This is a genomic window from Pedobacter sp. (assembly GCF_035317785.1).
Lineage (GTDB): Bacteria > Bacteroidota > Bacteroidia > Sphingobacteriales > Sphingobacteriaceae > Pedobacter.
Genome location: NZ_DATHGC010000010.1, coordinates 1 through 21502, shown reverse-complemented (window position 1 = coordinate 21502; position 21502 = coordinate 1). Strand labels below are relative to the sequence as shown.

19 protein-coding genes and 1 pseudogene are annotated in these 21502 nt (G+C 42.1%); 12 read left to right on the top strand and 8 right to left on the bottom strand.

The features are described 5' to 3' along the window. The first annotated feature begins 114 nt into the window (after positions 1 to 114). From VK541_RS01195 to VK541_RS01170, 6 genes are all read left to right on the top strand, one after another. A complete protein-coding gene (locus VK541_RS01195; RefSeq protein ID WP_324366091.1) occupies positions 115 to 381 on the top strand; it encodes a hypothetical protein in 267 nt (88 codons plus the stop codon). Continuing rightward, the gene (locus tag VK541_RS01190) at positions 378 to 524 is read left to right on the top strand and encodes a hypothetical protein (protein ID WP_324366089.1); all 147 of its coding nucleotides are present in this window, start codon (positions 378 to 380) and stop codon (positions 522 to 524) included. Before VK541_RS01195 ends, VK541_RS01190 begins: the two co-directional genes overlap by 4 nt. Before the next feature lie 91 nt (positions 525 to 615). Further along, a complete protein-coding gene (locus VK541_RS01185; RefSeq protein WP_324366087.1) occupies positions 616 to 1536 on the top strand; it encodes an AraC family transcriptional regulator in 921 nt (306 codons plus the stop codon). Between the two features lie 39 nt (positions 1537 to 1575). Further along, a complete protein-coding gene (locus VK541_RS01180) occupies positions 1576 to 2853 on the top strand; it encodes an MFS transporter (RefSeq protein ID WP_324366085.1) in 1278 nt (425 codons plus the stop codon). 124 nt (positions 2854 to 2977) lie between these two features. Further along, positions 2978 to 3304 (top strand): hypothetical protein, encoded by a 327-nt coding sequence (locus VK541_RS01175; RefSeq protein WP_324366083.1) that lies wholly within the window; start codon positions 2978 to 2980, stop codon positions 3302 to 3304. Between the two features lie 140 nt (positions 3305 to 3444). After that, complete coding sequence (locus tag VK541_RS01170; protein ID WP_324366081.1) at positions 3445 to 3834, top strand: hypothetical protein; 390 nt, start codon at positions 3445 to 3447, stop codon at positions 3832 to 3834. Positions 3835 to 3851: 17 nt separating this feature from the next. On the opposite strand, the gene VK541_RS01165 is transcribed toward VK541_RS01170, so the two are convergent. Continuing rightward, on the bottom strand, positions 3852 to 4442 hold the full coding sequence (locus tag VK541_RS01165) for a dihydrofolate reductase family protein (protein WP_324366079.1): 591 nt from the start codon (positions 4440 to 4442) through the stop codon (positions 3852 to 3854). A 234-nt stretch (positions 4443 to 4676) separates the two neighbouring features. Here VK541_RS01165 and VK541_RS01160 point away from each other — a divergent pair, with 234 nt between their 5' ends. Continuing rightward, positions 4677 to 6065: a hypothetical protein gene (locus VK541_RS01160; protein WP_324366077.1), complete on the top strand. Its 1389-nt coding sequence runs from the start codon at positions 4677 to 4679 to the stop codon at positions 6063 to 6065. Between the two features lie 85 nt (positions 6066 to 6150). Here the strand turns inward: VK541_RS01160 and VK541_RS01155 are convergent, their stop codons facing one another. Beyond that, on the bottom strand, positions 6151 to 6609 hold the full coding sequence (locus VK541_RS01155; protein WP_324366075.1) for a hypothetical protein: 459 nt from the start codon (positions 6607 to 6609) through the stop codon (positions 6151 to 6153). A gap of 266 nt (positions 6610 to 6875) precedes the next feature. Between VK541_RS01155 and VK541_RS01150 the strand changes: the two genes are divergently transcribed. Both VK541_RS01150 and VK541_RS01145 read left to right on the top strand, forming a co-directional pair. After that, positions 6876 to 7514: a response regulator transcription factor gene (locus tag VK541_RS01150; protein ID WP_324366073.1), complete on the top strand. Its 639-nt coding sequence runs from the start codon at positions 6876 to 6878 to the stop codon at positions 7512 to 7514. Positions 7515 to 7686: 172 nt separating this feature from the next. Next, positions 7687 to 10455: a hypothetical protein gene (locus VK541_RS01145; protein ID WP_324366071.1), complete on the top strand. Its 2769-nt coding sequence runs from the start codon at positions 7687 to 7689 to the stop codon at positions 10453 to 10455. A gap of 34 nt (positions 10456 to 10489) precedes the next feature. On the opposite strand, the gene VK541_RS01140 is transcribed toward VK541_RS01145, so the two are convergent. The 3 genes from VK541_RS01140 to VK541_RS01130 all read right to left on the bottom strand — a co-directional run bounded on the left by VK541_RS01140 (position 10490) and on the right by VK541_RS01130 (position 13365). After that, positions 10490 to 11839, bottom strand: a complete 1350-nt coding sequence (locus VK541_RS01140; protein ID WP_324366070.1) for a hypothetical protein — start codon at positions 11837 to 11839, stop codon at positions 10490 to 10492. 19 nt (positions 11840 to 11858) lie between these two features. Then, the gene (locus tag VK541_RS01135; RefSeq protein ID WP_324366068.1) at positions 11859 to 12683 is read right to left on the bottom strand and encodes a hypothetical protein; all 825 of its coding nucleotides are present in this window, start codon (positions 12681 to 12683) and stop codon (positions 11859 to 11861) included. Positions 12684 to 12831: 148 nt separating this feature from the next. Beyond that, the gene (locus VK541_RS01130) at positions 12832 to 13365 is read right to left on the bottom strand and encodes a hypothetical protein (protein ID WP_324366066.1); all 534 of its coding nucleotides are present in this window, start codon (positions 13363 to 13365) and stop codon (positions 12832 to 12834) included. 490 nt (positions 13366 to 13855) lie between these two features. Between VK541_RS01130 and VK541_RS01125 the strand changes: the two genes are divergently transcribed. Both VK541_RS01125 and VK541_RS01120 read left to right on the top strand, forming a co-directional pair. Next, positions 13856 to 15082, top strand: a complete 1227-nt coding sequence (locus VK541_RS01125; RefSeq protein WP_324366064.1) for a hypothetical protein — start codon at positions 13856 to 13858, stop codon at positions 15080 to 15082. A gap of 39 nt (positions 15083 to 15121) precedes the next feature. Continuing rightward, positions 15122 to 16348 carry a TlpA disulfide reductase family protein gene (locus VK541_RS01120; protein WP_324366062.1) on the top strand — a complete coding sequence of 409 codons (1227 nt, stop codon included), beginning with the start codon at positions 15122 to 15124 and terminating at the stop codon, positions 16346 to 16348. A gap of 128 nt (positions 16349 to 16476) precedes the next feature. Here the strand turns inward: VK541_RS01120 and VK541_RS01115 are convergent, their stop codons facing one another. The 3 genes from VK541_RS01115 to VK541_RS01105 all read right to left on the bottom strand — a co-directional run bounded on the left by VK541_RS01115 (position 16477) and on the right by VK541_RS01105 (position 20994). Next, positions 16477 to 17400, bottom strand: coding sequence for an SRPBCC family protein (locus VK541_RS01115; RefSeq protein WP_324366060.1), 924 nt, complete (start codon positions 17398 to 17400; stop codon positions 16477 to 16479). A gap of 153 nt (positions 17401 to 17553) precedes the next feature. Further along, on the bottom strand, positions 17554 to 20232 hold the full coding sequence (locus tag VK541_RS01110; RefSeq protein WP_324366058.1) for a glycosyl hydrolase: 2679 nt from the start codon (positions 20230 to 20232) through the stop codon (positions 17554 to 17556). 180 nt (positions 20233 to 20412) lie between these two features. Continuing rightward, the gene (locus VK541_RS01105) at positions 20413 to 20994 is read right to left on the bottom strand and encodes an RNA polymerase sigma factor (RefSeq protein ID WP_324366056.1); all 582 of its coding nucleotides are present in this window, start codon (positions 20992 to 20994) and stop codon (positions 20413 to 20415) included. 235 nt (positions 20995 to 21229) lie between these two features. Here VK541_RS01105 and VK541_RS01100 point away from each other — a divergent pair. Beyond that, positions 21230 to 21502 (top strand): annotated as a pseudogene (locus VK541_RS01100) (hypothetical protein); the annotation flags it as partial.

Sequence of the window (21502 nt, the reverse complement as noted above, 5' to 3'; positions counted from 1 at the left end):
ACGTTGGTAATGAAAATTTATATAAACTTGCCATAACTTATTGTTAACTTTAAGACAGGGAAAATTTAACATCATGGCTGCTTACAGCGCATATACCGTCAGGAACTGGTTGCTTTGTTGAGGCAGGGTGATGAAACTGCGTTTGACGAGATCTACCTGCGTTACTGGAAGAAATTTTACAATGAGGCTTATAAGCGCTTACGGAATGCAGAACTTTGTGAGGAACTGGTGCAGGATGTATTTGCTGATCTGTGGATTAAAAGAGGACACGCTGCAATTGAAAATCTGGAAGCTTATATGAGTACCGCTGTGCGGTACCAGGTATTCCCGATCTGGCTGCAGAGGAGGGGTCCGGGCTGCAAAAGGCTTATTTTTCTTTGAACACGGCTTTGCGCAAAACGGGCCATGCTTCGCTGGTCTTGCCAGATGAGGTGGTCAATGAACGGATGGAAGTTTATGTGGCGGTGGTGTCGGATGATAGGCTGAGTGCTTCGATGAGCCAGTACCTGGGGAGGCTGAATTGAACGGTTCTGGTGTAAATAAAAAGCAATCTTTTTGACATTGAAGTGAATCTTGTGGGTTTTTCATAACTTTGATTTGTATAATCAATTTGTGATGTCAATTGGGGTAGAAACATTAGCGCAGTTTTACGAGCGTACCAATCAGGAGATACCTGCTGAGCTTCTGACAACAGGGGCCAGCAGGAGCCATTTTAATGTCAGGCAGCGTTGCTACCTCAGGAAGCCAACGCCTTACAACCGCCGCGACTACTACAAGATCTGTCTCATTACCGGTAAAGGTGTGCACATTTCAAATGGCGTTACCACGGAGATCAGCGGTAGCGCCATCATCCTTTCCAATCCGACTGTTCCGGGTTCCTTCGAGGCGATTTGTGAGCGGCAGGGAGGTTTTTATTGCCTTTTCAATGATACTTTTCTGCAAAACAGCATCCGGCACGATGTCAAATATCAAAGCGCTTTATTCAATGAGAATATTGAGCCTGTGCTGCACCTGAACCAGGAAGAAACTGAAAAATTCCGCAGGTTATTTATAGAACTGGAAGGGCTGAGGGAAGGTAATTATGCGTACAAGAACGATATGATCCGCAGTATCTTGCAGGTGATCATCCTGGAGACCATCCGCATCCGCGGACTGGTGGCCGATTCGGCCGCGCATGAAAGGCTGATCAGCCGTTTTTTTGCTTTGCTCAACCAGCAGTTTCCTGTTGATTCCCCTGAAAATCCGCTCAGGCTTCTGACTCCTGCTGCTTATGCGGACCAGTTGAACATTCATGTTAATCACCTGAATAATGTGGTTAAACGTACAACAGGGAAAACTAGCCGGGATATCATCCATGAACGCATTATTGCTGAAGCAAAAACTTTGCTGATGAACACCGACTGGGATGCAGCCGAAATTGCTTATAGTCTGGGCTTTCTCTATCCCTCGCACTTTAACAAGTACTTCAAACAGCATACCCTTACCACACCTTTGCTTTTCAGGCAAGAAGAGCGCTCTTTGCAATTGAATGTTTGATTTGTATAATCATTCATTTGATTCGTCTTACCAAAGTGGATGAAATCCGCATTAATTTTGCGTCGTAAATCCATCGAGCGAAATATGAAAGCATTGAAAGAATCTAACCAGGGAATAGGCACATTGCTCGCCTTTGCCATTATACCCATATCCGGCTTTGCACTGGATGTTTACATACCTTCGCTGCCGGATATGGCAGCGAAACTGCATACTGATCAGTCGTCTGTGCAGCTTACTTTGTCAATTTTCCTCATTACTTACGGATTGGGGCAGCTGCTGATTGGTGGTATTTTAGACAGTTACGGGCGTTATCTGCCAAATCTCGTTGGCCTGGCCGGCTTTATAGTGACCAGCATCGTCATCGCAAATACTGGCAGCCTATATGTTATTTACGCGATGCGCGCGCTGCAGGGTATTGCGGCGGCCATTGTCATTGTCAGCAAAAGGGCCTTCTTTTTTGATCTGTACACGGGTGAGAAGCTGAAAAGTTTCGCCAGCTTGTTTTCGGTAATCTGGGCGTCAGCGCCGATCATTGCCCCTTTTTTGGGCGGTTATCTGCAAACGCATTTCGGCTGGCAGTCAAATTTTTATTTCCTTGCGCTGTTCGGTCTTGTGTTTTTTATTCTTGAACTGATCTTTAGCGGAGAGACCCTCAAAGTCAGGTCATCCTTCAATTACAAGACCATTGGAAAAACGTACTGGTCCATGTTGCGGGCATCTGATTTTACCGCTGGCCTGCTCATTCTGGGCTTGTCTTATGGTATGCTGATGGTCTATAATATGGCCAGCCCTTTTATTATCGAAACATTGCTGCATTATCCGCCTACGGTTACCGGCAATTGCTCCCTGCTGTCGGGACTGGCGGTCCTGGCCGGGGGTACGATTTCAAAAATTTTCATTTCCAGGCCTTTGTTCAAAAAAATGCTCTTGTCGATCGGACTACAGATCATTGTGGCAATAACGCTGATGGTAGTCACATTCCGTACGCAAAGTTTGTATACCTTGATGGCTTACGTAATTCTCCTGCATTCGCTCGCCGGTTTTATTTTCAACGGTATGCTGGCGTATTGCATGACCCGCTTCTCTCATCATGGCGGGCTTGCCAATGGGCTTGCGGGAGGTGGATACATTATATTTACTTCTGCACTGAGCTATGGTGTGGTCAGTTCCATCACGATATCCAGCCAGTTCTGGTTGGGGGTGGCATACAGCGTATTGATTGCTGGTGTACTCATACTCGTGCTGCGGGTAAAATGGAGGGACAAAGCTGAGGTTGCCAATCCTAAAGCGGAGCCAGCGATGGTGCTGTCGGAGTAATTTCTCAAAGAAAGCCTCAGTAATAGAGAGTATTTATTACATTTAGCACGAATAGCCATTGCGGTTGATGAGCATACGACGAGGAGTTTGGTTTGATATTTTTGTTAACATAATTTTTTTTTGGATGAAAGTAAGTTTGATAATGATTATTGTAGTTGGCCTGTCTTTTAATACATGCATTGCACAGCAAGATAGTTCGTTGGTAAAATTCATTAAGGGAATTCATTCGGTAATTGATAAAAGAGCAAATGACCTTGAGATTCAAACCAAAAGTAAGACAGCGTTTGTTATTTTAAGGGATTCCATCGTAAAAGTCGACAGCTTATATAAATACAATTTTAAAGACTTTAGCGATGTGACAATCAGATTCGATATGTCAGAGCATATTTATGGACATACGGCGCAATTTGGTGTGATCGTCTTAAATGAGAAAAAAAGAAAAAAGGAATGATATTTTGCTAATCCCTGAGAGGATAATTGACATTGTCAATTACCCCTGGTAGGTGTAGAGCACACGGTTATTGGCCTTTATGAGTTTATGACAAGCGCACCAGCGAAACAAAACGGAAGCGCAGCGGTTATACTGTTATTATGAAACTCAAAATTTTGTTTATAATGGCATCGGTCTACCTGGCAGTAGCGGGCCTTGGTTTTATTCTAATACCGGAGGTTTTTGGTGTGGGAGCAGTTCCTTCTAATCCTTCTCCTGAGTTGATTACGTATCTCCGGGTTTTTGGAAGCCCTTTATTGGGCATCGCAATACTTGACTGGACGGTACGGAATGAAGGGCCTTCGAAAGCAAGAAATGCAATTGTTTTAGGTAATATTGTGGGCTTCGGAGTGATTGCTGCACTCGATGTCTGGGGCCTTTTACATGAGGCCCGGCCTGCAACAAAAATATTTGTTATTACTCACTTGTTTTTTGCACTCGCTTTTATCGTGGCAGGGCGGAAGAATTGGTGGACTTCTCCTTTGAGTTAAGCGGATGGAAATCAAGCTCAGGCGGTACCTGTCTTAACCTCTCCGGCTCGTTTGTAATAGGCAATAATCACTCCACTTGGCGTAGCCAAACACTCCATTAATGTAAAAGCCGCCGGAATCGCACCATTGATAAACAACTTTTTCCCTTCACCAAGGGTCAGGGGGTAAATTTTGAGGCAGAGTTCGTCCACTAAATCATTCTCCAGTAACAGCTGAATAAGTTTACTGCTGCCCCAGACCTGGATGTCAGGGCCTTCTGAATTTTTGAGCTTTTCAATAGCTGTCAAACTTTCGAGGAATACTGAGTTTTTCCAGTCTGACTTTTTCAGGGTACTGGACAATACATATTTCATGCCTTCATTGATGCGAGGCCAAATGTCTGCATGTTCAGGCCAGTATGCTTCCCAGATCTCAAATGTTTTTCTGCCCAAAAGATAATCTGCAGGCTGGTTCAACTCTTTTCGCACGACCTTGCCACCCTCTTCGTCACCATACGGTGCAACCCAGCCGCCATATTTGAAACCGGCTGATGTGTCTTCCCCGGGTCCGCCAGGTGCTTGTATTACACCATCCAATGTGATCATTGATAAAACTGTTATTTTTCTCATGTCTATGTTTTTTATTCGTTTTACTTACTTATTCCCTATTAACAGCAATTCGTCGAATTGGTTTAAGAAGAGTAGCGATCCATAATAACTATACATGATGCTTTTATTATTATCCGATACCGAGGACAGAAATATAAAAGAACCCGTCTATTGAACAAAACCCAAATTACAAGTAAATTTACAACCAGCGAGGCATGAACGTTTGTGTTCAATAATTTAACTTACATTAATCTTATGAAAAGACCACTTTTGCTCTATGTTTTTCTTTGCTTCTGCGGGAGCATATATGCCCAGAACGGGGGAGTAACTTTTGAATCATCAGATGCGGCGCTGCAGACCGCGTTTAACAGGGCAAAAGAAATGGCCCTGAGCTATAAAGGAAAACCCGGTGACCCTGTTGGTCCATGGTATGAATCTGCGTTGCCCCCCAGATCGGCATTTTGTATGCGGGACGTGGCACATCAGAGTATCGGAGGTGAGATCCTGGGCCTGGGCAAGGAGAATAAAAATATGTTCAGGCTTTTTGTCAATAACATATCGGAGTCCAAAGACTGGTGCTCTTACTGGGAGATCAATCATTTTGGCAAACCTGCGATAGAGGACTACCGGAATGATAAGGAGTTCTGGTATAACCTGAATGCGAACTTTGACATTTTGAATGCCGGCTGGAAGCTGTATTTATGGACAGGCGATGAAGAATACATTAACGGTGCGGGTTTTGAGAATTTTTATGAAAAATCGGTTACTGATTATATTGACCGCTGGGTGTTGCAGGCCGATTCATTGCTGAGCCGTCCGACCCATCCAAACCCGCCTGTGCCTTTTAACAATGAGGATGCTTTTCACAGATGCCGTGGTTTACCTTCTTATTCTGAAGGTGTTCCCAACATTAAAATGGGTGTTGACCTGGTTGGGGCAATCTACAGAGGGCTGATGTCTTATGCTTCGATTCTGGAAGTAAAGGGTCAGCACGATAAAGCAAAGCTGTTCAAAGAAAAGGCTGCCGGTTATCAGAAAAGCATTGATGCTTTTTGGTGGAATGACAGTGTTTCCCGGTACCATACTTTTTATTCGAATGACCACAAGTTTGGCATGGAAGAAGGGGAGACTTTTCTGCTTTGGTTTGATGCGCTGAAAGAGGGTGCGCGTAAAGAAAAGACCATACAACATTTATTGTCGAAAGACTGGAATATTGAAAACCTGTCGTACTTTCCATTGATCATGTACCAGAACGGGCAGTCGGAAAAGGCCTGCGGCTACATGCTGCATCTGACCGACCCGGCAACAAGCCGGAGAGAGTATCCTGAAGTTTCCTTTGGAGTAATCAAAGGCTTTGCGGAAGGGTTGATGGGTGTTGAAGCTGATGCACGAATCGATCAGGTAACCACATTATACCGCGGAAAAGCTACGGCGACTTGTGAATTAAAAGGCTTGCCTGTATTAAAAACATTGATCACCGTAAAACATGAAGGAAATAAAAAAACAACGCTTACAAATAGCGGGAAAAGAAAAATCTTATGGCGGCCGAGGTTTCTTGATGATAAGGGAAAGACGATTGCTAAGAAAGCTGTTTGGGTAAAACCAGGAAGCTCAATTATTTTTTCCGTGACGGTGAAGGGGTAATTTGGGTAAGAGACAATAAAATGTATTACCGGTTCCAACTTCGCTCTCTACCCATATTTTGCCAGAATGACGGCTTATGATTTCATTAGAGATCATTTTGTTCCGCGAAAACAAATCTACCCTTATCGTAGTCAATCGGCACCCTGTCATCGAAGTGTGCAGAGCCCATGACCAGCATGAACTGACCAACGCCCATGGTCAATTTGCCGTCTTTTTTTAGAAAAGCAACTGGATTACGGTTCCATTTTTCGGCTTTGTTGATTTTAAAATCGTAGTGACCTTTTAGGGTATCGCCATACATTTCACCTTTGAATTTACCTTCATATCTTTCTTTTTTATCTGCATAATTAAAGGTCAGCAGTCCGTTGATGATTTTATTTGACGTATCGATGGATAACCAGGCGGTATCTTTTCCTGAGATTGCGCGGTACCAAGTGGTCATTTTTTGGTTGATTACTTTTTCTTTTGGCTTTTCTTGCTGGCAAGAGAAAATTAAAATGCTGAATACAAATGCGGAAACTAAAAGGAGATGTTGAGCTTTCATTAATTGATGTATTGATGTTTTTAAGTAGTATAACGATTATATGTGGAAGATGTTCTGATTGCCTTTTTTCCATAAAAACCCGGGGAATAAATTTACAGGATCTTCTGGATTGACATTTCCAGGCAAAATGCTCCTTTAAGCAGGCCTGGGGTACAATATGAACTAACAGGCAGCATCGAGGCAGGTGGCAGGAGTGCCTTATACAGCCTTTAGTTTGTTTTTTTTTAAATTGGACTTATTTTTGACGTACGTTTACCAAAAACACTATGCCCTATTTCGATTATATTAAGATTGCTATTATAGATGATAACGATATGGTCAGGAACGTTTTGAAGGTCTTGCTTTCCAGCTATACTGGAGCAACCTTCGAGATCGTGTTAGAGTTAGATTCTCTGCAAAATTTTGAAGAATTAGACTTATCATCGATTAAGGAACCCGATATCATATTACTTGACATCAATATGCCTGGTATGAATGGATTGGAAGGCATCCCTTTACTTTATCGCAGCTTTCCAGATAGCCTGATCATTATGGCAACTGAAGTAGATGAAAAGGATACTGTTATGAAGTGCATTCAGGCAGGTGCCAAAGGTTATATTACTAAAGGATTATCCCAACAGGAGCTGGTTAATGTGATTACCAATGTATTGGAAGGAGGATCCTACCTAAGTCCTGCAATGGCGAGGAAAGTATTCGATCACATTAGAAATAAGAATAACATGCTGGACGACCTTACCTTAAGGCAGCAGGAAATTGTAGGGGGGATTGTAGAAGGACTCAGCTATAAGCTAATCGGCTATAAGTGTGGGATATCTATTGATACCGTTAGGGAACACATCAAGAACATCTATAAAAAACTGAACATCAATAGCAAGGGTGAATTAATCGCTATGCTCAAATATTAATTTTCATAAACCACATCTTTATGTGATTGCCCAAAAGCACTGATGGGATATATAAACACAATCTTTGTATACAGAAAGAATAATGTGTTATATGCATCCCTACAACGGGTTTATCTTTTCGGTTATCAAGGGGCTAACGCTTTGTATATTGTTTTCACTTTTATCAGTAAATGTGAAGGCACAAACAAGCATAGGTATTTCTTATGGCTTTAAATTGGATACTGTTGCTGTAAATTCAGGAGAAACTTTTACAAATGTGCTCTGGATAGAAAACACAAGTAATTCGCCTGTAACTCTCGTTCAATCTGAACTTCAAAAAATAGGGTTGCTGAAATTGCCTGATTCTATAACAATTGGAGCAGGACAAAAAAAATGGTTTCCCTTAAAATACATGGCTGATCGTCTTACAATCCATAAAAATCTTCAGGATATATATATTCAGCTAAAAGATTCCCGGAATAAGATTACCGTTCAGCCGTCTGCGAGCTTTTATGCACAGTTAGAAAATATCCAGAGTTTGGTGATAGATACTGATCAGCAGGAAGTTTATTTGAACCAGGTAACTAATCAGGCCAGAGTGATGGTGAGAATTTTTAACAATGGTTTAATTCCAATTAATTTCAGATTGGAGCTTGTAGAAATACCGGACGGTCTGGATTTTATAGGTGAAAGAACCAGCATGACCATTGAGCCCGGCTCACAGGAAACAATACCTTTTATTGCTAAGAATAAATTAAATAACAGGACGCCCGCTGATTTTGCGGTGACCATCCGTGCGCTGGATGTGAGTGGTAATGTGATCACTTTAAAACGTTTGAGGATAATGAGCGTTTCGAGTGACAGGAGACTGTCATTGAATCAAACACCATTTTATCAGAATAGACCCAATACTGTAGCGCTTCGTTACATGAGTGTAGATAATTCATTGTCTATGTATCAGTTTCAGGGAAATGGCAAATATGATTTAGCCAATGATCATCACCTGAATTACCAGCTAAATGTGGATTACTTTAATAATCCCAATCAAAAGGGAGTTAATATCTATGATAGTTTTATTGACTATAGTCATAAAGGTGTAGGTATAAAGGCTGGAAATATTTATGAATCATTAGATTTTAATTTGAATGGCAGGGGAGTAAAGGGGACCGTTAATATTGATGATAAACGCTCATTAAGTGTTTATGGCATAGAAAACGATTACCTGCTGTTTTCTGATTTTAATTCCGCTAGTCAGGGTAATACCTTTGCGGTGTCTTTTAAAGAAAACAACGCTGTAAGCGACAATAAAAGTTTAGTGTTATTGCATAATAGCAATTTGTTGACTAAATCAAATACTACTTTATTATCAGGGACAAACAATATCTCGCTGGATGACAGACAGAATATTGGGCTTGAGGCAGGATACAGTGTTCAGGATTTAAAGGGAAATGATAGCCAGCCTAAGAATGGCGGAGCATTTGGGGTCAATTATAACCTGAATGGCAAAAGGTTTAATTTTTATAGTAACAACTATTATTCTACCCCATATTATGGAGGTTTAAGAAAAGGTTTGCTCCAGCTTGAAAATAAGGCTTTGATGAATTTGGGCCAATATGAGAACATCAGTGCCAGGTTCAATCTGATGAATAATAAACCTAAAGAATTGTCCTCCCTGAATAACTCTCTTTTACCTGTTACAAATAATTATGGAAATACGACCTATGAATTGGGTTACGGGAACCGCATAGGACAATGGTCAATTAACATCAGGCCTTATTACTTCGGTCAGCACATGGAGGCACCTGCTTCAGATACCTGGCGGTCGTCATCTATCCGCAGCAAATTTAATATCAATTACAATAACGCTAATCACGATTTTTCTTTTGAAGCAGATAATGGATACACTTTTCAAAATACATCCCAAATACCTCCTGCTCCATTTTTCTCTTCAAGAATGACCGCTAACTATAGAAACAGGATACTGGGCTTTACAGGCTTTGCTCAATTTAACAGCTATTACCTTTCTGATGCTTTAGCGGTTTCAAGTAATCCGAAATATTATATCTATTCATTTGGCCCAAATACCAGCTTCGCATTGTTAAAGCAAAGTGTGGTCGTTAATGCCAATGCGATGTACAATTATTTTGGTTTTAACCGTAGTGAAAATTATTCGTTCACCAGTAATGTAAGATGGCGCATCAAAGGTGACTGGACATTATCCGCAGATATTTTTTATGGTCTTAACATGCGTAAGGCTGCTAACGAATATAACCCTGCAGTAGGACCTGAAACACAATTGTCAAACACCAGAGAGAACGTCTACAGATTTGACAATAAACAATTCAGAATTGGGATAGAGAAACGTTTTGGCGGCAATGATAAAAATGGCGATAAAAAAATGGAACTTATTTATTTTGAAGACCTTAATGGCAATGGTTATCGTGACAATAGTGAGCCTTTTGCCCCGGATATTTTGGTGAAAGTAGAGGGGTTGGCCGCCATTACCAATTCTAAAGGTGCGGTGGTGTTTACCGGTGCTCAAAATAAGCTATATGCCGTATCCATCGTGAACAATAAGAACTGGAGCCTGGAACAAACAACGGAAGTGTACCTGAATAAAAATGTAAAACTTGAAATCCCTTTGGTTAAAACAGAAAGGTTAACCGGAAGATTAGCTTATATAGCTGATAAATATAATGATGGTGCTCCGTCTATTGCTGGTTTGAGAATAAAAGCTATAGCAGAAAATGGTAAAACTTTCAGTACTCTTACCAATGAGGATGGTATGTTTAACTTTTATCTTCCTGAAAGTAAATACATTGTTTCGGTAGATACTGAAGGAATGCCGTATTCCATTCTAAATCCAAATGAAAGTGTGGAAGTGAAACGCAGTCAGGTCACAGATCTGGAGTTTAAATACAAGTATACTCAGCGGAAGGTGGAGGTCACTAAATTCAACTAGCTTTCCTGTTGAAAGTCCAATTCAGTAAAAATTCCTAATGTGCAGTTAAAGTATAAGTTACATTAGTAGTGTAAGTACCGGCCTGTTTGTTTAACAGGTTTACTGTTTTGGATGCCGGAATAAAATACCTCAAACTGATGTTTCTGTCGATCGCAGGTGAGCCTGCATTCACAAGCATTTGTGGTTGAGTAGAAAGAGAATTAATGGTGTTAACACCCGTTTGCCCATTTGATGGGCCAATGCTCAGTACGCTTACTGGAATGGTATTGGCACCAAGTGTAAAATTGGCATTATCTGATTTAACGGTAATGTCGTATGGTGTTGTTTTGCTAACAACCAAATGATTAACTACATCAGCAGCTACTCCATTCCTGTAATTTTCGGCGGTAATGTATTTCAAATTTATGGTGGAGGTGTTGATCGCCAGTTCCGATAAATCATTAACAGTCACCTTTAGATTTAATGTTTTGTTGCGTGTAGCGGCAGGGTAAATGCCACTGGCATCTTTCGCTTCCAGATTTAGTGTAGTCGCATAAGTCCCTTTATTGATAAAACCGGTGAGTAAATTGGCTGAAGAAATAGAAAACAAGGCAGTATTTGCTGTTGTATTTCCAGCCGGAACTGTTCCCGAATAAAGTTGTTGTGAGGTATTGCTTAATGAGATTAATGGATTTTGAACAGGAGCTGTTATCCTGGCATTTACGAGGTTGACATTGATTTGAGGAGGTGTTACACCATTGTGGCCATTGCTAAAGGTAAAATAAGCTGCATTGCTTTTTAGGCTCAGCAACAAAGGCACGGTGTATCGATGTGAAATTGCTTTATCTATTGATAGTTGAGTAGTCCTAAAGTAATTAAGATTATCTACCAATAATTCTATATCTCCCGGTTCATTTAATGGAGTAATAAAGGCAGGGACGTTTACGGATAAAGTTACTGATGCCGGAGTTAAGGAAGTGAATAGACCAAGACCAGTCATCGAGTAAGCTAAGATTGTAGAATAGTTTCCGGCCTGCCATGGAAAAGACGAAAGATTAGAAGCAGCATATCGAACTGAAAAATCTCCGCCCCCAAGATTCAATAATCCCAAGAGGCCAGAATTGGTAATTATTTGATTTGCTGTACTTAATGTTACAATGGTGCCAATGCTGCCATCTTTTATCGCTACTGCGGTAAAACGCGTTACTGGTATGGTATTAGTGTTTGGAGCAGCAGCAGTTAAATTGGTAGAATTACTTTTTACCTGAACCCCCGGCAAAAGACTTAATAATCCTTTATTATAATTATATCCGCTGGCATCAATCGTTACCTGTCCGGCAGCTAAAGCAGCTTCATTGATGGTGAATGTTGGATTTTGTGCTAACGAAGTATAAGCCAAAGCCATCAAAAAAAAATAAATGCAACTACCTTTTAACATGGATATCCTTTTCTGCTACCTTTAAATCGTTGTTGCCTCCGGCATCCAAAATAGCCACAGCCAGGTATTCTCCGGGCACAAGGGCATATGGCAGTGCACAATAAGCCCATTGATGGTCCAGGGGCATAATGGCAATAGGGATAGGTTTAAGCTTAATTTCTTCGCCTGTTTGTTTGTTGGTCAGCTCGAACCTGATGAAACCATCTTTAGGTATCTCACCGGTATTTTCAAACTTCACTGCCAGCTGTTCTGCCTGTTTTTGCTCGACAGTAGTGCTTTGCTGCTCAAAGGCAAGGAACTTCAACTCTCCTTTTTTGGCATCAGCAGGAATGTAGAATAACTGTACGCCTAATTCCAAACTTACTTTAACCCCGATCCCAGCGTTCCCCTCCATATTGGGTGCCTTTGCATTGGTTTGGGTAAAGAACAGCATACTGTTGGTAGAAACCGAGTTCCCGGCTTTAGGAATGACCATACTTACCGTAAAGCTTTTCTTCTCCTTTGGGTTCAGTTGGAAATTTGTACCGGGCAGGGTAATGCCTTTGGCATTCGAATTCGGCAATGTTCCCATTGGGGAATATTCCTTGATTCCTATGGAATCGCGGTTCCAGTCTTTAAGACTGATAATGAATTCATAGGGCTCAGCGCTTGAATTGTGAATCGTTATGATCTCACTTACCGTCTCACCGGGATTCCCTTTAAAATATACCCGCGTAGGGGAAAAGGATAGCGCCTGAGCAGAGGCCTGCTGGTAAAAAAAAGAACCTGCCAGCATCAATAGTATAACCCGAAACTTAATCATGATTTTCATCTGGAAACACATTTTATTTTTATGAACGATCTTAAACTTATTTAGTTTTGTCTTAAGCTTATGATGTTCATTCTAAAGTTTTTTTAAAATGAAAAAGCAGAGATTATGCAATATAAACATAATCCCTGCCTTTATTTAAGCCTGCTTATTATTGTGCAGTAATGGAATAAGTAAGCTGGGTGCTGTATTTTTGTTTTTCTTTTGTTAACAAGTCGATGTTTTTCTCGATTTTGTACAGTACATCAAAGCTTTGGCTAAGTGTAGCTGCAGCACCAGTAATCACATTCTGATCAATAGTCGTTGGGGTCACCTCGTTTCCAAAGCTGCTGCCTCCTGCTGTTCTTGCGCTCACTTTAAGGATGTTCAAAGGAAGTGTTGTGGCGGCAGTAGTCTGGCCTATAAAATCTCCGCTTCCTTTAACAAGGATGTTGTAAGCTTTTGTACTGGTTACGTTGAATTGGTTAGGGATGGTAACGGTTTTGTCGTTGTTGTAGTCGTTAGCTGTTTCGTATAGGAAATCAACTACTGAACTTCCCGAAGGGCCGTCAGGGCCAATGCCGATTACATCTTTCAATTCTACGTTAACAGTAACCTGTTTAATTTGAGTCTGCGCTTTTGCAGCATTGCTTAATCCAAAGGCCACAGCTACTATGGCCATAATGGTGAATAGGTTTTTTTTCATTTTAATGACGAGATTTTGTATTTGTTTTTTATAAAATTCAGTTAATTATATTTCTTACGTTTTGCTGATACAAATATTCACTTAAGATATTGTATGCCAAAACTTTGACTATCACATGATGATGTGGTCGTTTAAAATAGTTTAAAAACCTATTTTTTGAGCATTTGAAAGGGTTTTTGATCAAATATTAAGGTTCCTGAATTCGGTTTCTCCGGAGATATGCTCTAAGCATGCCTTTTAGTAGGGCTGAGCATGTGATTGCGCCAATTTTTTTAGATCTTCTTTATGGGTTCTGCGAAGATGCAGGCTCCTAAAATGTAGGAGGCGTTGAATTAAGTTCGGAATCCAGGAAATCATTGATCATGGGTATCAGCCGATCCGTCCGCTGCATCATGAAACTGGAAAAGCAGTAGGGATAATATGGAAGTAGCCGACAAAAAATACTAGCTTAGTATTTAAAATAAAAAAAGCTAACCGATCTGATTCTACTATGGAACGTATCTCTAAATTTATACTTATTGTTTTATTGTTTTGTTCGGCAGCTGTGCAAGCGCAGGAGTTTGACAGCACCGGAATCTCCCGGGAGCGTCTAAAATACTATCTAAAGCGTGCAGTGACCATGGCCGAATTTTTGGCTGTGGATCCCTATGCTAATGATGGCCCATATCCTTATAAAAAAGATGATGTCAGACTGATCCGCAATATTGGTGCTAAATTCATTGGTCGTGCGATATACCGTTGGGGCAATGAGGCTACACTGGGCAATCCTGATTTTTTGAACCAGGCAATGGCATTGATTAAAGAGGTACACAGCAAAGATCCTGAGGTGATCTTTCAGGCTGCAGTATTCGAAGCGATGACCGGGCAGGTAAGCCAACTTTCTGTGCCTGACTGGGTGTTTATTGCTTTAGACCGTAAGGTGGAAGCGCGCAATTTTCGTTATGAAGATATGCTGAATACTAAAGGTAAGTTCGTGAACCATTGGGGAAAGGGCAGCAGTGTGCCGGACATCACGAGACCTGAAGCACAGCTTTGGCTGATGTATCTTTGTGGTGTATATATGAATCTGGGCTGTGAGGCCCTGCATCTTGGTCAGGTGGCTTTAATGGGAATGAATGATCCCGGCCTGCAGGTCTGGAATGCGTTTATTCAGAAAGTACGGAATTATGCCAGAACGCATACTCCGCATCACTGGGTATTGCTGGATGCGCACACGCCCCAGGGTGGAATGGTGGTTGATGGTAAAAGTATACTCGATTTCAATTCTTTTCCCCTTCGTATAAAGGAGATTCCGGAGAAGCCAATGGAGGGTGTGTTGCAGGTTGGTTATCTGGATGCTATTTTCCAGCGAAGCAAAGGTTGTATTACACCGAGCGGATGGAAATGTGAGTCTTTGCCCTACCTGGTAGAATTTGACAATTTTGGCATCAGTCAGAAACCGGGAGTGGCGGACACAGCTTCACATTTTATTTGGGGATATGACGAGGTCACCTGGTTTTATCTGCTGCCTGAAAAGCAAAGAAATGCCTGGTTGCGTTATGCCTATGACTGGGTGACCGCGCATGACCTTACAGGGTGGCTTCAAATGCCCATTTCAAGAATCGTATCGCTGGGGCGTGGAAGCCCGCCTACGCGTTATCGGGGCAACATTCGTTCGAAAGACTGCCCCATCGGGGTTAATGTGGAGCAGATGGTAAAGAAAATCTGGCAGCGCTAAGCTGGCTCAATAAAAAAGATAAATTCAAAATTATTGGTTATGGCTAAAATATTATATAGTATCCTTGGAATCATCATGCTGTCCTTCTTTTCTGCTTCGGCTCAGGTCGATTTGAAACCGGGGAAATGGACGGCAATTTTATTGCGCGGAGACGGATTTCAAATTCCTTTTGGCCTCGATTTTAAACCTGAGGGTGGTAGCCTGGTCTGTTATATCCTAAATGGGACCGAGCGGATGAAAACAGAAAATATTGTAGTCTCAGGAGATTCCATTCTGATCAGGATGCCTGTTTTTGAATCTTATTTCAGGTTAAAGGCAATCACAAAAGACAGCCTGAACGGGGTCTGGATAAAAGGAGGTGCGGCTAAAGATCTTATCATCCCTTTTGCGGCGACAAAGGGAAAAAGCCGTTTCCCAAATAATAAGCAAGGGGAGGCCCGGCAGGCAGGGGGAAAATGGAGTATCGAATTTACCAGGGCCAATCAGACCAAACGCCCTGCTGTGGGAGAGTTTGTACAGAATGGAAATTCGGTTACTGGTTCTGTGCTGACTCCGGCTGGAGATTACCGCTATTTGGATGGGATCGTGAAAGGTGATTCTTTGTTCCTCTCTACATTTGACGGGATTCATGCGCTTTTGTTTGCAGCTGAAATTAGCGGAGACACGATCAATGGGTATTTTTACAGCAGCGCGTCTGTGCCTGAGCGTTTCACCGCCCGCAAAGATGCAAACGTTAAATTAACCGCTCCGGTAACTGCGGTGAAGGCGGGTAGTGACGGGAAGCTGAATTTTAGTTTTAAAGATCTGGACGGAAATACGGTTTCATTGCCAAGTGAACGGTACAGGAATAAAGTGGTGGTTGTGCAGCTGATGGGATCCTGGTGTCCGAATTGTATGGATGAGATGGCTTTTTTAAGTGCGTACTACCAAAAGAATAAGGGCCGCGGCGTTGAAGTTATTGCGCTGGCTTATGAACTCACTACAGATGAAGACAGGTCCAGAAAAAGCCTGCGCAAATTCCAGCAGCAGTTTAAAGTGCAATATCCAATGCTGATCACTGGTGTTGCGGTTGGCGACACCGCGCGTACTGAAAAGACATTGCCGCAACTGACAGAAATTAAAGTTTTTCCAACCAGTATCATTCTTGATAAAAATGGAGTGGTCAATGAGATCAATACCTCATTTTATGGTCCGGCTACCGGGCAGTATCACCTGGATTATAAAGCGGATTTTGAAAGACGGATCAGCGCATTGTTAGGGCGATAGGTATATTAATTGTTTGCCGTGTCTTATAGTTATTAATAAATGCTGGTATTGGTTTACCGGAATTTAAGTTTGTTTAATGGCTGTATTGCCCGGATAGGCATACAGCCATTGTTATATGACGGCAGCTGTTATTTGTTAAAATCCGGGTATGGAAATCCTTTGCCTGTTTCGCAATAAAATTTGAGGCTCCTGAAAAAAAGTGCCCAGTCGTAACTGCACCCGGCAAATTCTGGTGTGTATGCCGCCCATCCATCATGATGAAAGTATAGTGTTGATCCTTTACGGTGTGGTTCCAGTTCAAAAGTAAGCGTAGTGCCAACCCACTCTTCATAGGCTTTAATGCAAAGCCATTTCACGCTGCTGTATGGTTTCAGTTCTTCTATCTTCATTTCTTTATAATAGTCCGGTCCAAATGAAAATCTTGAAATACTGCCTGTTTCTGGTTTTGCTGTTGTTTCCGGAGTCCACCATGCTGCCAGACCCTTCTGTGTGGTTATGGCTTCATAAACTTTTTCGACAGGTGCCTCGATGAGCAGCCTGTGACAGATACTTTTCGTAGTCATTTGTGGTGTTGAATCGTGTTTCTCGGGCGACGCTGTTTCTTCGGTACTTTTAGGTGTTGGGCTGCCTTTACCTGTCAGGATAAGATTTTTCAAACTGTCCTGAATATAATGTGTCCATGCATCGTGACAAACATTATAACATTCATAATCAGGAACTAATCCTTCGTGTGTAAACTGCAATTGTGCTTTGCCGTCTTTTTCAGAGATTTCAAATATTACATTGGTGTCTATCCATTCACGCTCATCTTCGGTAAATTTGAAATAATTATCCAGTACATGCCAGACCACTTTTTTATTTGGAACAAATTCGGTGATCCTCATTTTGGCACGATGTACGTCCTGATAATGATAGTTAAATTCGCTATTGAGCTTGTCCGTATCTCCGTCTATATTTTCAGACCACCAGCCACGTACGTTATTAACGGCATCAAAAACTTCCTGTCCTGTTGCTTCAATTAAAATGGTTGTTGTAAAATCTTCATTTTTCATAGTTCAATATTTTTTAGTTAGATGATTTTCTTCTCTTTTATTTATCAAATGCTTCAATATCAAAAATATAAAAAGGAAAATTCAGAAAGGAGGTGTAAAATGGACTTTATCAGGGGGCGATTTGGACGATAAAGGATTGCGTCATTTCAGAAATTATTTGGCATAAAAAAGTTTTACAGGACCCAATAAGCCTGAGGTCTGAATGCGAAATGTTTCATCTCCGCCAGGCCATATCTCACCCTTCATATATGGCTGGTTTGTTCGGGTGAAACGGTCTTTTGGCTCAGATAACATATCTCCGGTCAGGCGGTTTACCCAAAGGTTTACAACTTCTACGGTTAAGCTATTGTCTCCCGGCCTTACCAGTTTGGTAATGTCTGCTGAAAAAGGCTTTTTCCATAATATTCCCGCAGATTTTCCATTTATAAAAACTTCTGCAAGATCCCTGACTTCTCCAAGATCGATACTAATGGTTTTCCCGGCTATTTCTTCTTTTATGGAAAATGTTTTGTGATAAGTCGCGGTCCCCGAAAAGTATTTGATGCCCTTATCCTTAAATTCTGTCCACGATTTTAATCCTTCAAGCAATACCTCTTCCGGCGCACCCCAGCCCTTTGGAAAAGTAAGCTTCCATAGGCCCTGCATCTCCTGCGCGGGCTGGCTTGTTGTGCTGAATAAATCTGCTTTGGTTTCATGTTGCTTTTTGTCGCTAAAAACAACAAAAACAGATCCATGTGGCGCAAGTTCCAATGTGAATTGTGTAGTTTTTCTGCCTGCCGTGTAGGTTTTAATGTTAGCGCGTGTGCCTGTTGCCGGATCCCATAATTTGGGATTTTTATCAAATATTCTGAAGCTTGCTTCGCCTTTCACCCAGTTGTCACTTTCGTTCCTTATAAAGTATACTTCTCCAAAATCGGTGCTGCGATGAATGTAATCTAATTCTGACGGTCCGTTGAAAATAAAATCTCTTTCAATGCCTTTTAGCTGCAGAACTTCAGTGGCGGACAGCCCGCAAAATATTGTCCCCTTTCCATAGGTACCGGATTTAGTTTGCTTATCAGTCGCTGCTCCCCATAATTTGTCTGCAAGCTGATTAAGTTTCAGCGTTTCTTCAGCAGCATTGTGCAGTCCGGGAATAATGGTTGGCGGGTTACCAATTACTGTAGCACCGTCTTTTACTAGTTTTTCAATCTTTCTCAGGACTGAGAGTGGCATTGAAGCCTGATCAGGAAGCAGTAAGACCGCGTAACTCATACCGTCAGGCAGTACCAGCCTGCCATCTTTAACTGACATCCTGCTGATTATGACGTCGCTGTTGATCACGTCGAAGTCATATCCCTTTTCCAAACCGGGAAGGGTTGGTTTTTCAGGTACGTTATGATAGAACGGGAAAAAATTAGGTGCCTGATCTCCGTAATAATAGCATACATCGGCAGTAAACAGCCCTTGCTGAAGCAGGTAGCTGCACCGGGACAGATAATCCATAAAGGGTTTTGATTTGTTCCACCAAGTGGTGGCCGTGTTGACATCTGAGCCTGCATGGTAGGTTCTTCCGGGATAGCCATCTTCGGGTGTTGTGCTGGCAAATGTATGAAAGGTAATGTTGTTTAAGCCTTCGCAAAAAGCGCGATCGGCATACTTTTTCATTTCATAAGGAGAATCCTTCCATCTTCGCCAGGTGGTAAACGACTCGGCATCGACCATCTTTTTGCCGTATATGTGCGCGGCACTGGCTACTTCTTTTATCAGAAACATATTTCTGTGCCTGATCCAGAATTCTCCCCGGGGTACAGAAACGCTTCCCAGTGCTTTTAACGCATCAACCGGACAGGTCTCCCATACGGGAGGTCCCGGACCGCCTGATTCGGCCACCAATTCGGCGTTGTATTTTTTCAGGAACGCTGTCCCTGTGGTATAATGGCTATAAATGAGCTGGTCACTGATCGTTTTTTTAAAGTCGTACAGAAAACGGTCTGTCTGGTCTTCAATTTTCCAGCCTGCAAAAACTGTAAGGTATTTTTCGATGGGATATCCTTGTCTGGTTTTAAAGATAGCCGGCATGGCATCTGTCCATGGTGTGCCTTTTTCAAGTTCCATGCTGTCGAACTCAAAATAAGCGAGTCCCCCTTCTGCCGAGTTTTCCGGGGTCACTCCCAAACGGTCCATAAAGTATTTCAGGTGCCTTTTGGTGGCTTCCGGATCCAGAAAGTCAATAAAAAGTCCTTTGGAATTGGGAGAGGGAACGATAAGTGACTGTCCTGTATTGGAACAGATAAACCTGATGATGGTCCATTTGCCTTTTGGCACCTTCCAGGTTAATTTTCCGTTGCTGAATTTTGAGCTGAGATTAATGATGTCACTGCTGCGGGCTATGGTTTTGTCTGCATGGAAAGGTATGGCAAGGACGGCAACTTCTTTATAGAATTCGGGTATATTTTCTGCGGTCACCGGACAATGTGGCGGCAATTTGGGAAAGGGCAGTTCAATGGAGACTTTTTCGCTGCTATTCAGCTGCGTTTCGGAAAAGTACAGGGCTTTGGACGCCCAATCCGGTTTTACCCAGGAGCCGCCGGCATTCCAGCCGCTTGAAGCAATAATTCCTATCTTAATCTGGAGGCGCTTTCCTTCTGATATGGCATGTTTGATCAGCTTTGCCGATTCGTCACCGAGAAATGGGCCGCCGGCAGGGATGGTGCCGTTTACGGCTGCTACATCCCAGATCTCTGCCCTGCTCGTCCCTTTTGACTTCATTTCTTCAAGATCTCTGGTAATTGATGTGGTGGTCATGTTGCCATTCAGCCAGCACCAAAATGCACCGGGCCTTGAGCTCATCGGAGGATTTGAAAAATCCTGTGCAAAACCTTGGATTCCAAAAAAGGTCAGTAATAATAATAATAACCGGATAGCTTTCATTTTTTAGTTTAAGTAACAGACTCAACAATTGGGTGCGTGTAGAAAGGAGACTAGCCAAATTTAAAATAGCCCAGTTGGACGATTTTTTATTTGAAAGCTTTAGGATTGGCCAATGGTCATCATGATGATGGCCAGCGTAATTGCGGTACGAAGGGTATTGATGGCCCTTCCTAAATGATTGCGGACGGTCTTTGGCGACAGTTCCAGTTGCTGTGCGATTTCATCTGTACTCAGTTCCTGCTGATAGCGCATGCGGAAAATGGCTTTTTGCTGGTTGGGCAGGTCTTCGATCATCGCTTCATAGGCATTCATGAGCTCTTTGAAGAGCAGGTTACCGTCAGCGCCTGAGGCATCTGCCTGCAGTTCGGCAGATATTTCATCTATGGAGATGAACCTGTTTTCCTTTGTCATCAGGGTAAAGAAGCCATTTCTGACTGCTGTCAGTAAGTAACCACGCAGATTTTTGATATTGTTTTCGTCACGCCGGATCCAAAGCCTGGTAAAAATATCCTGGGCGATGTCTTCAGATTTGTCCATGTCTTTTACCCTTTTGTAAGTTGCGCCCAGTACCACTTTCCAATATTTCAGATATATTTTGTCAAAGGCGGATTTGTCACCTTCCCGAAGTTGTGTGAGCAATTGTTCGTCTTCTTCACATTCTGATAAAACCGAAATCATCATATTTCTTGTGTTTGGCATGGTCTTGCGCCCGGCAGGAATGCAATTTGCCCCGTAAATTATATTTGGTTCTCCAAATTAGTAAAGCACTTTTATTGTGGCAACCTGCACTATCCTGTATCGATTTCGTTACAGGCTTTGAATTTTTTTTATTTCCCACTGGGCTATTTTGAGTTTGGTTAGTCTTCTACTTATATGCACTGTTTCAGTGCGGGAATTTTTATATCAATTGACCAGGATGAAAAATTTGGGAAAGAAAGAGTTTTTGGAGATTTTAAAAAGGTATCAGGAACATACGGCCACTCAAGAGGAAATCGCATTCCTGAGGGCTTATTATAATGTCTTCGAAAACAGTGACGATTATGTAAGCAGATTGTCTTCTGAAGAAGATAAGCTTGTTAATGCCAGGTTAAAAAATAAAATTGAGCGCTCCATTCAAATGGCGGAAACGGCTCCGCGGACCGGGCTGGGCAGAAGATTGAACCGGGGCTGGCTCAAAGCGGCAGCAGCA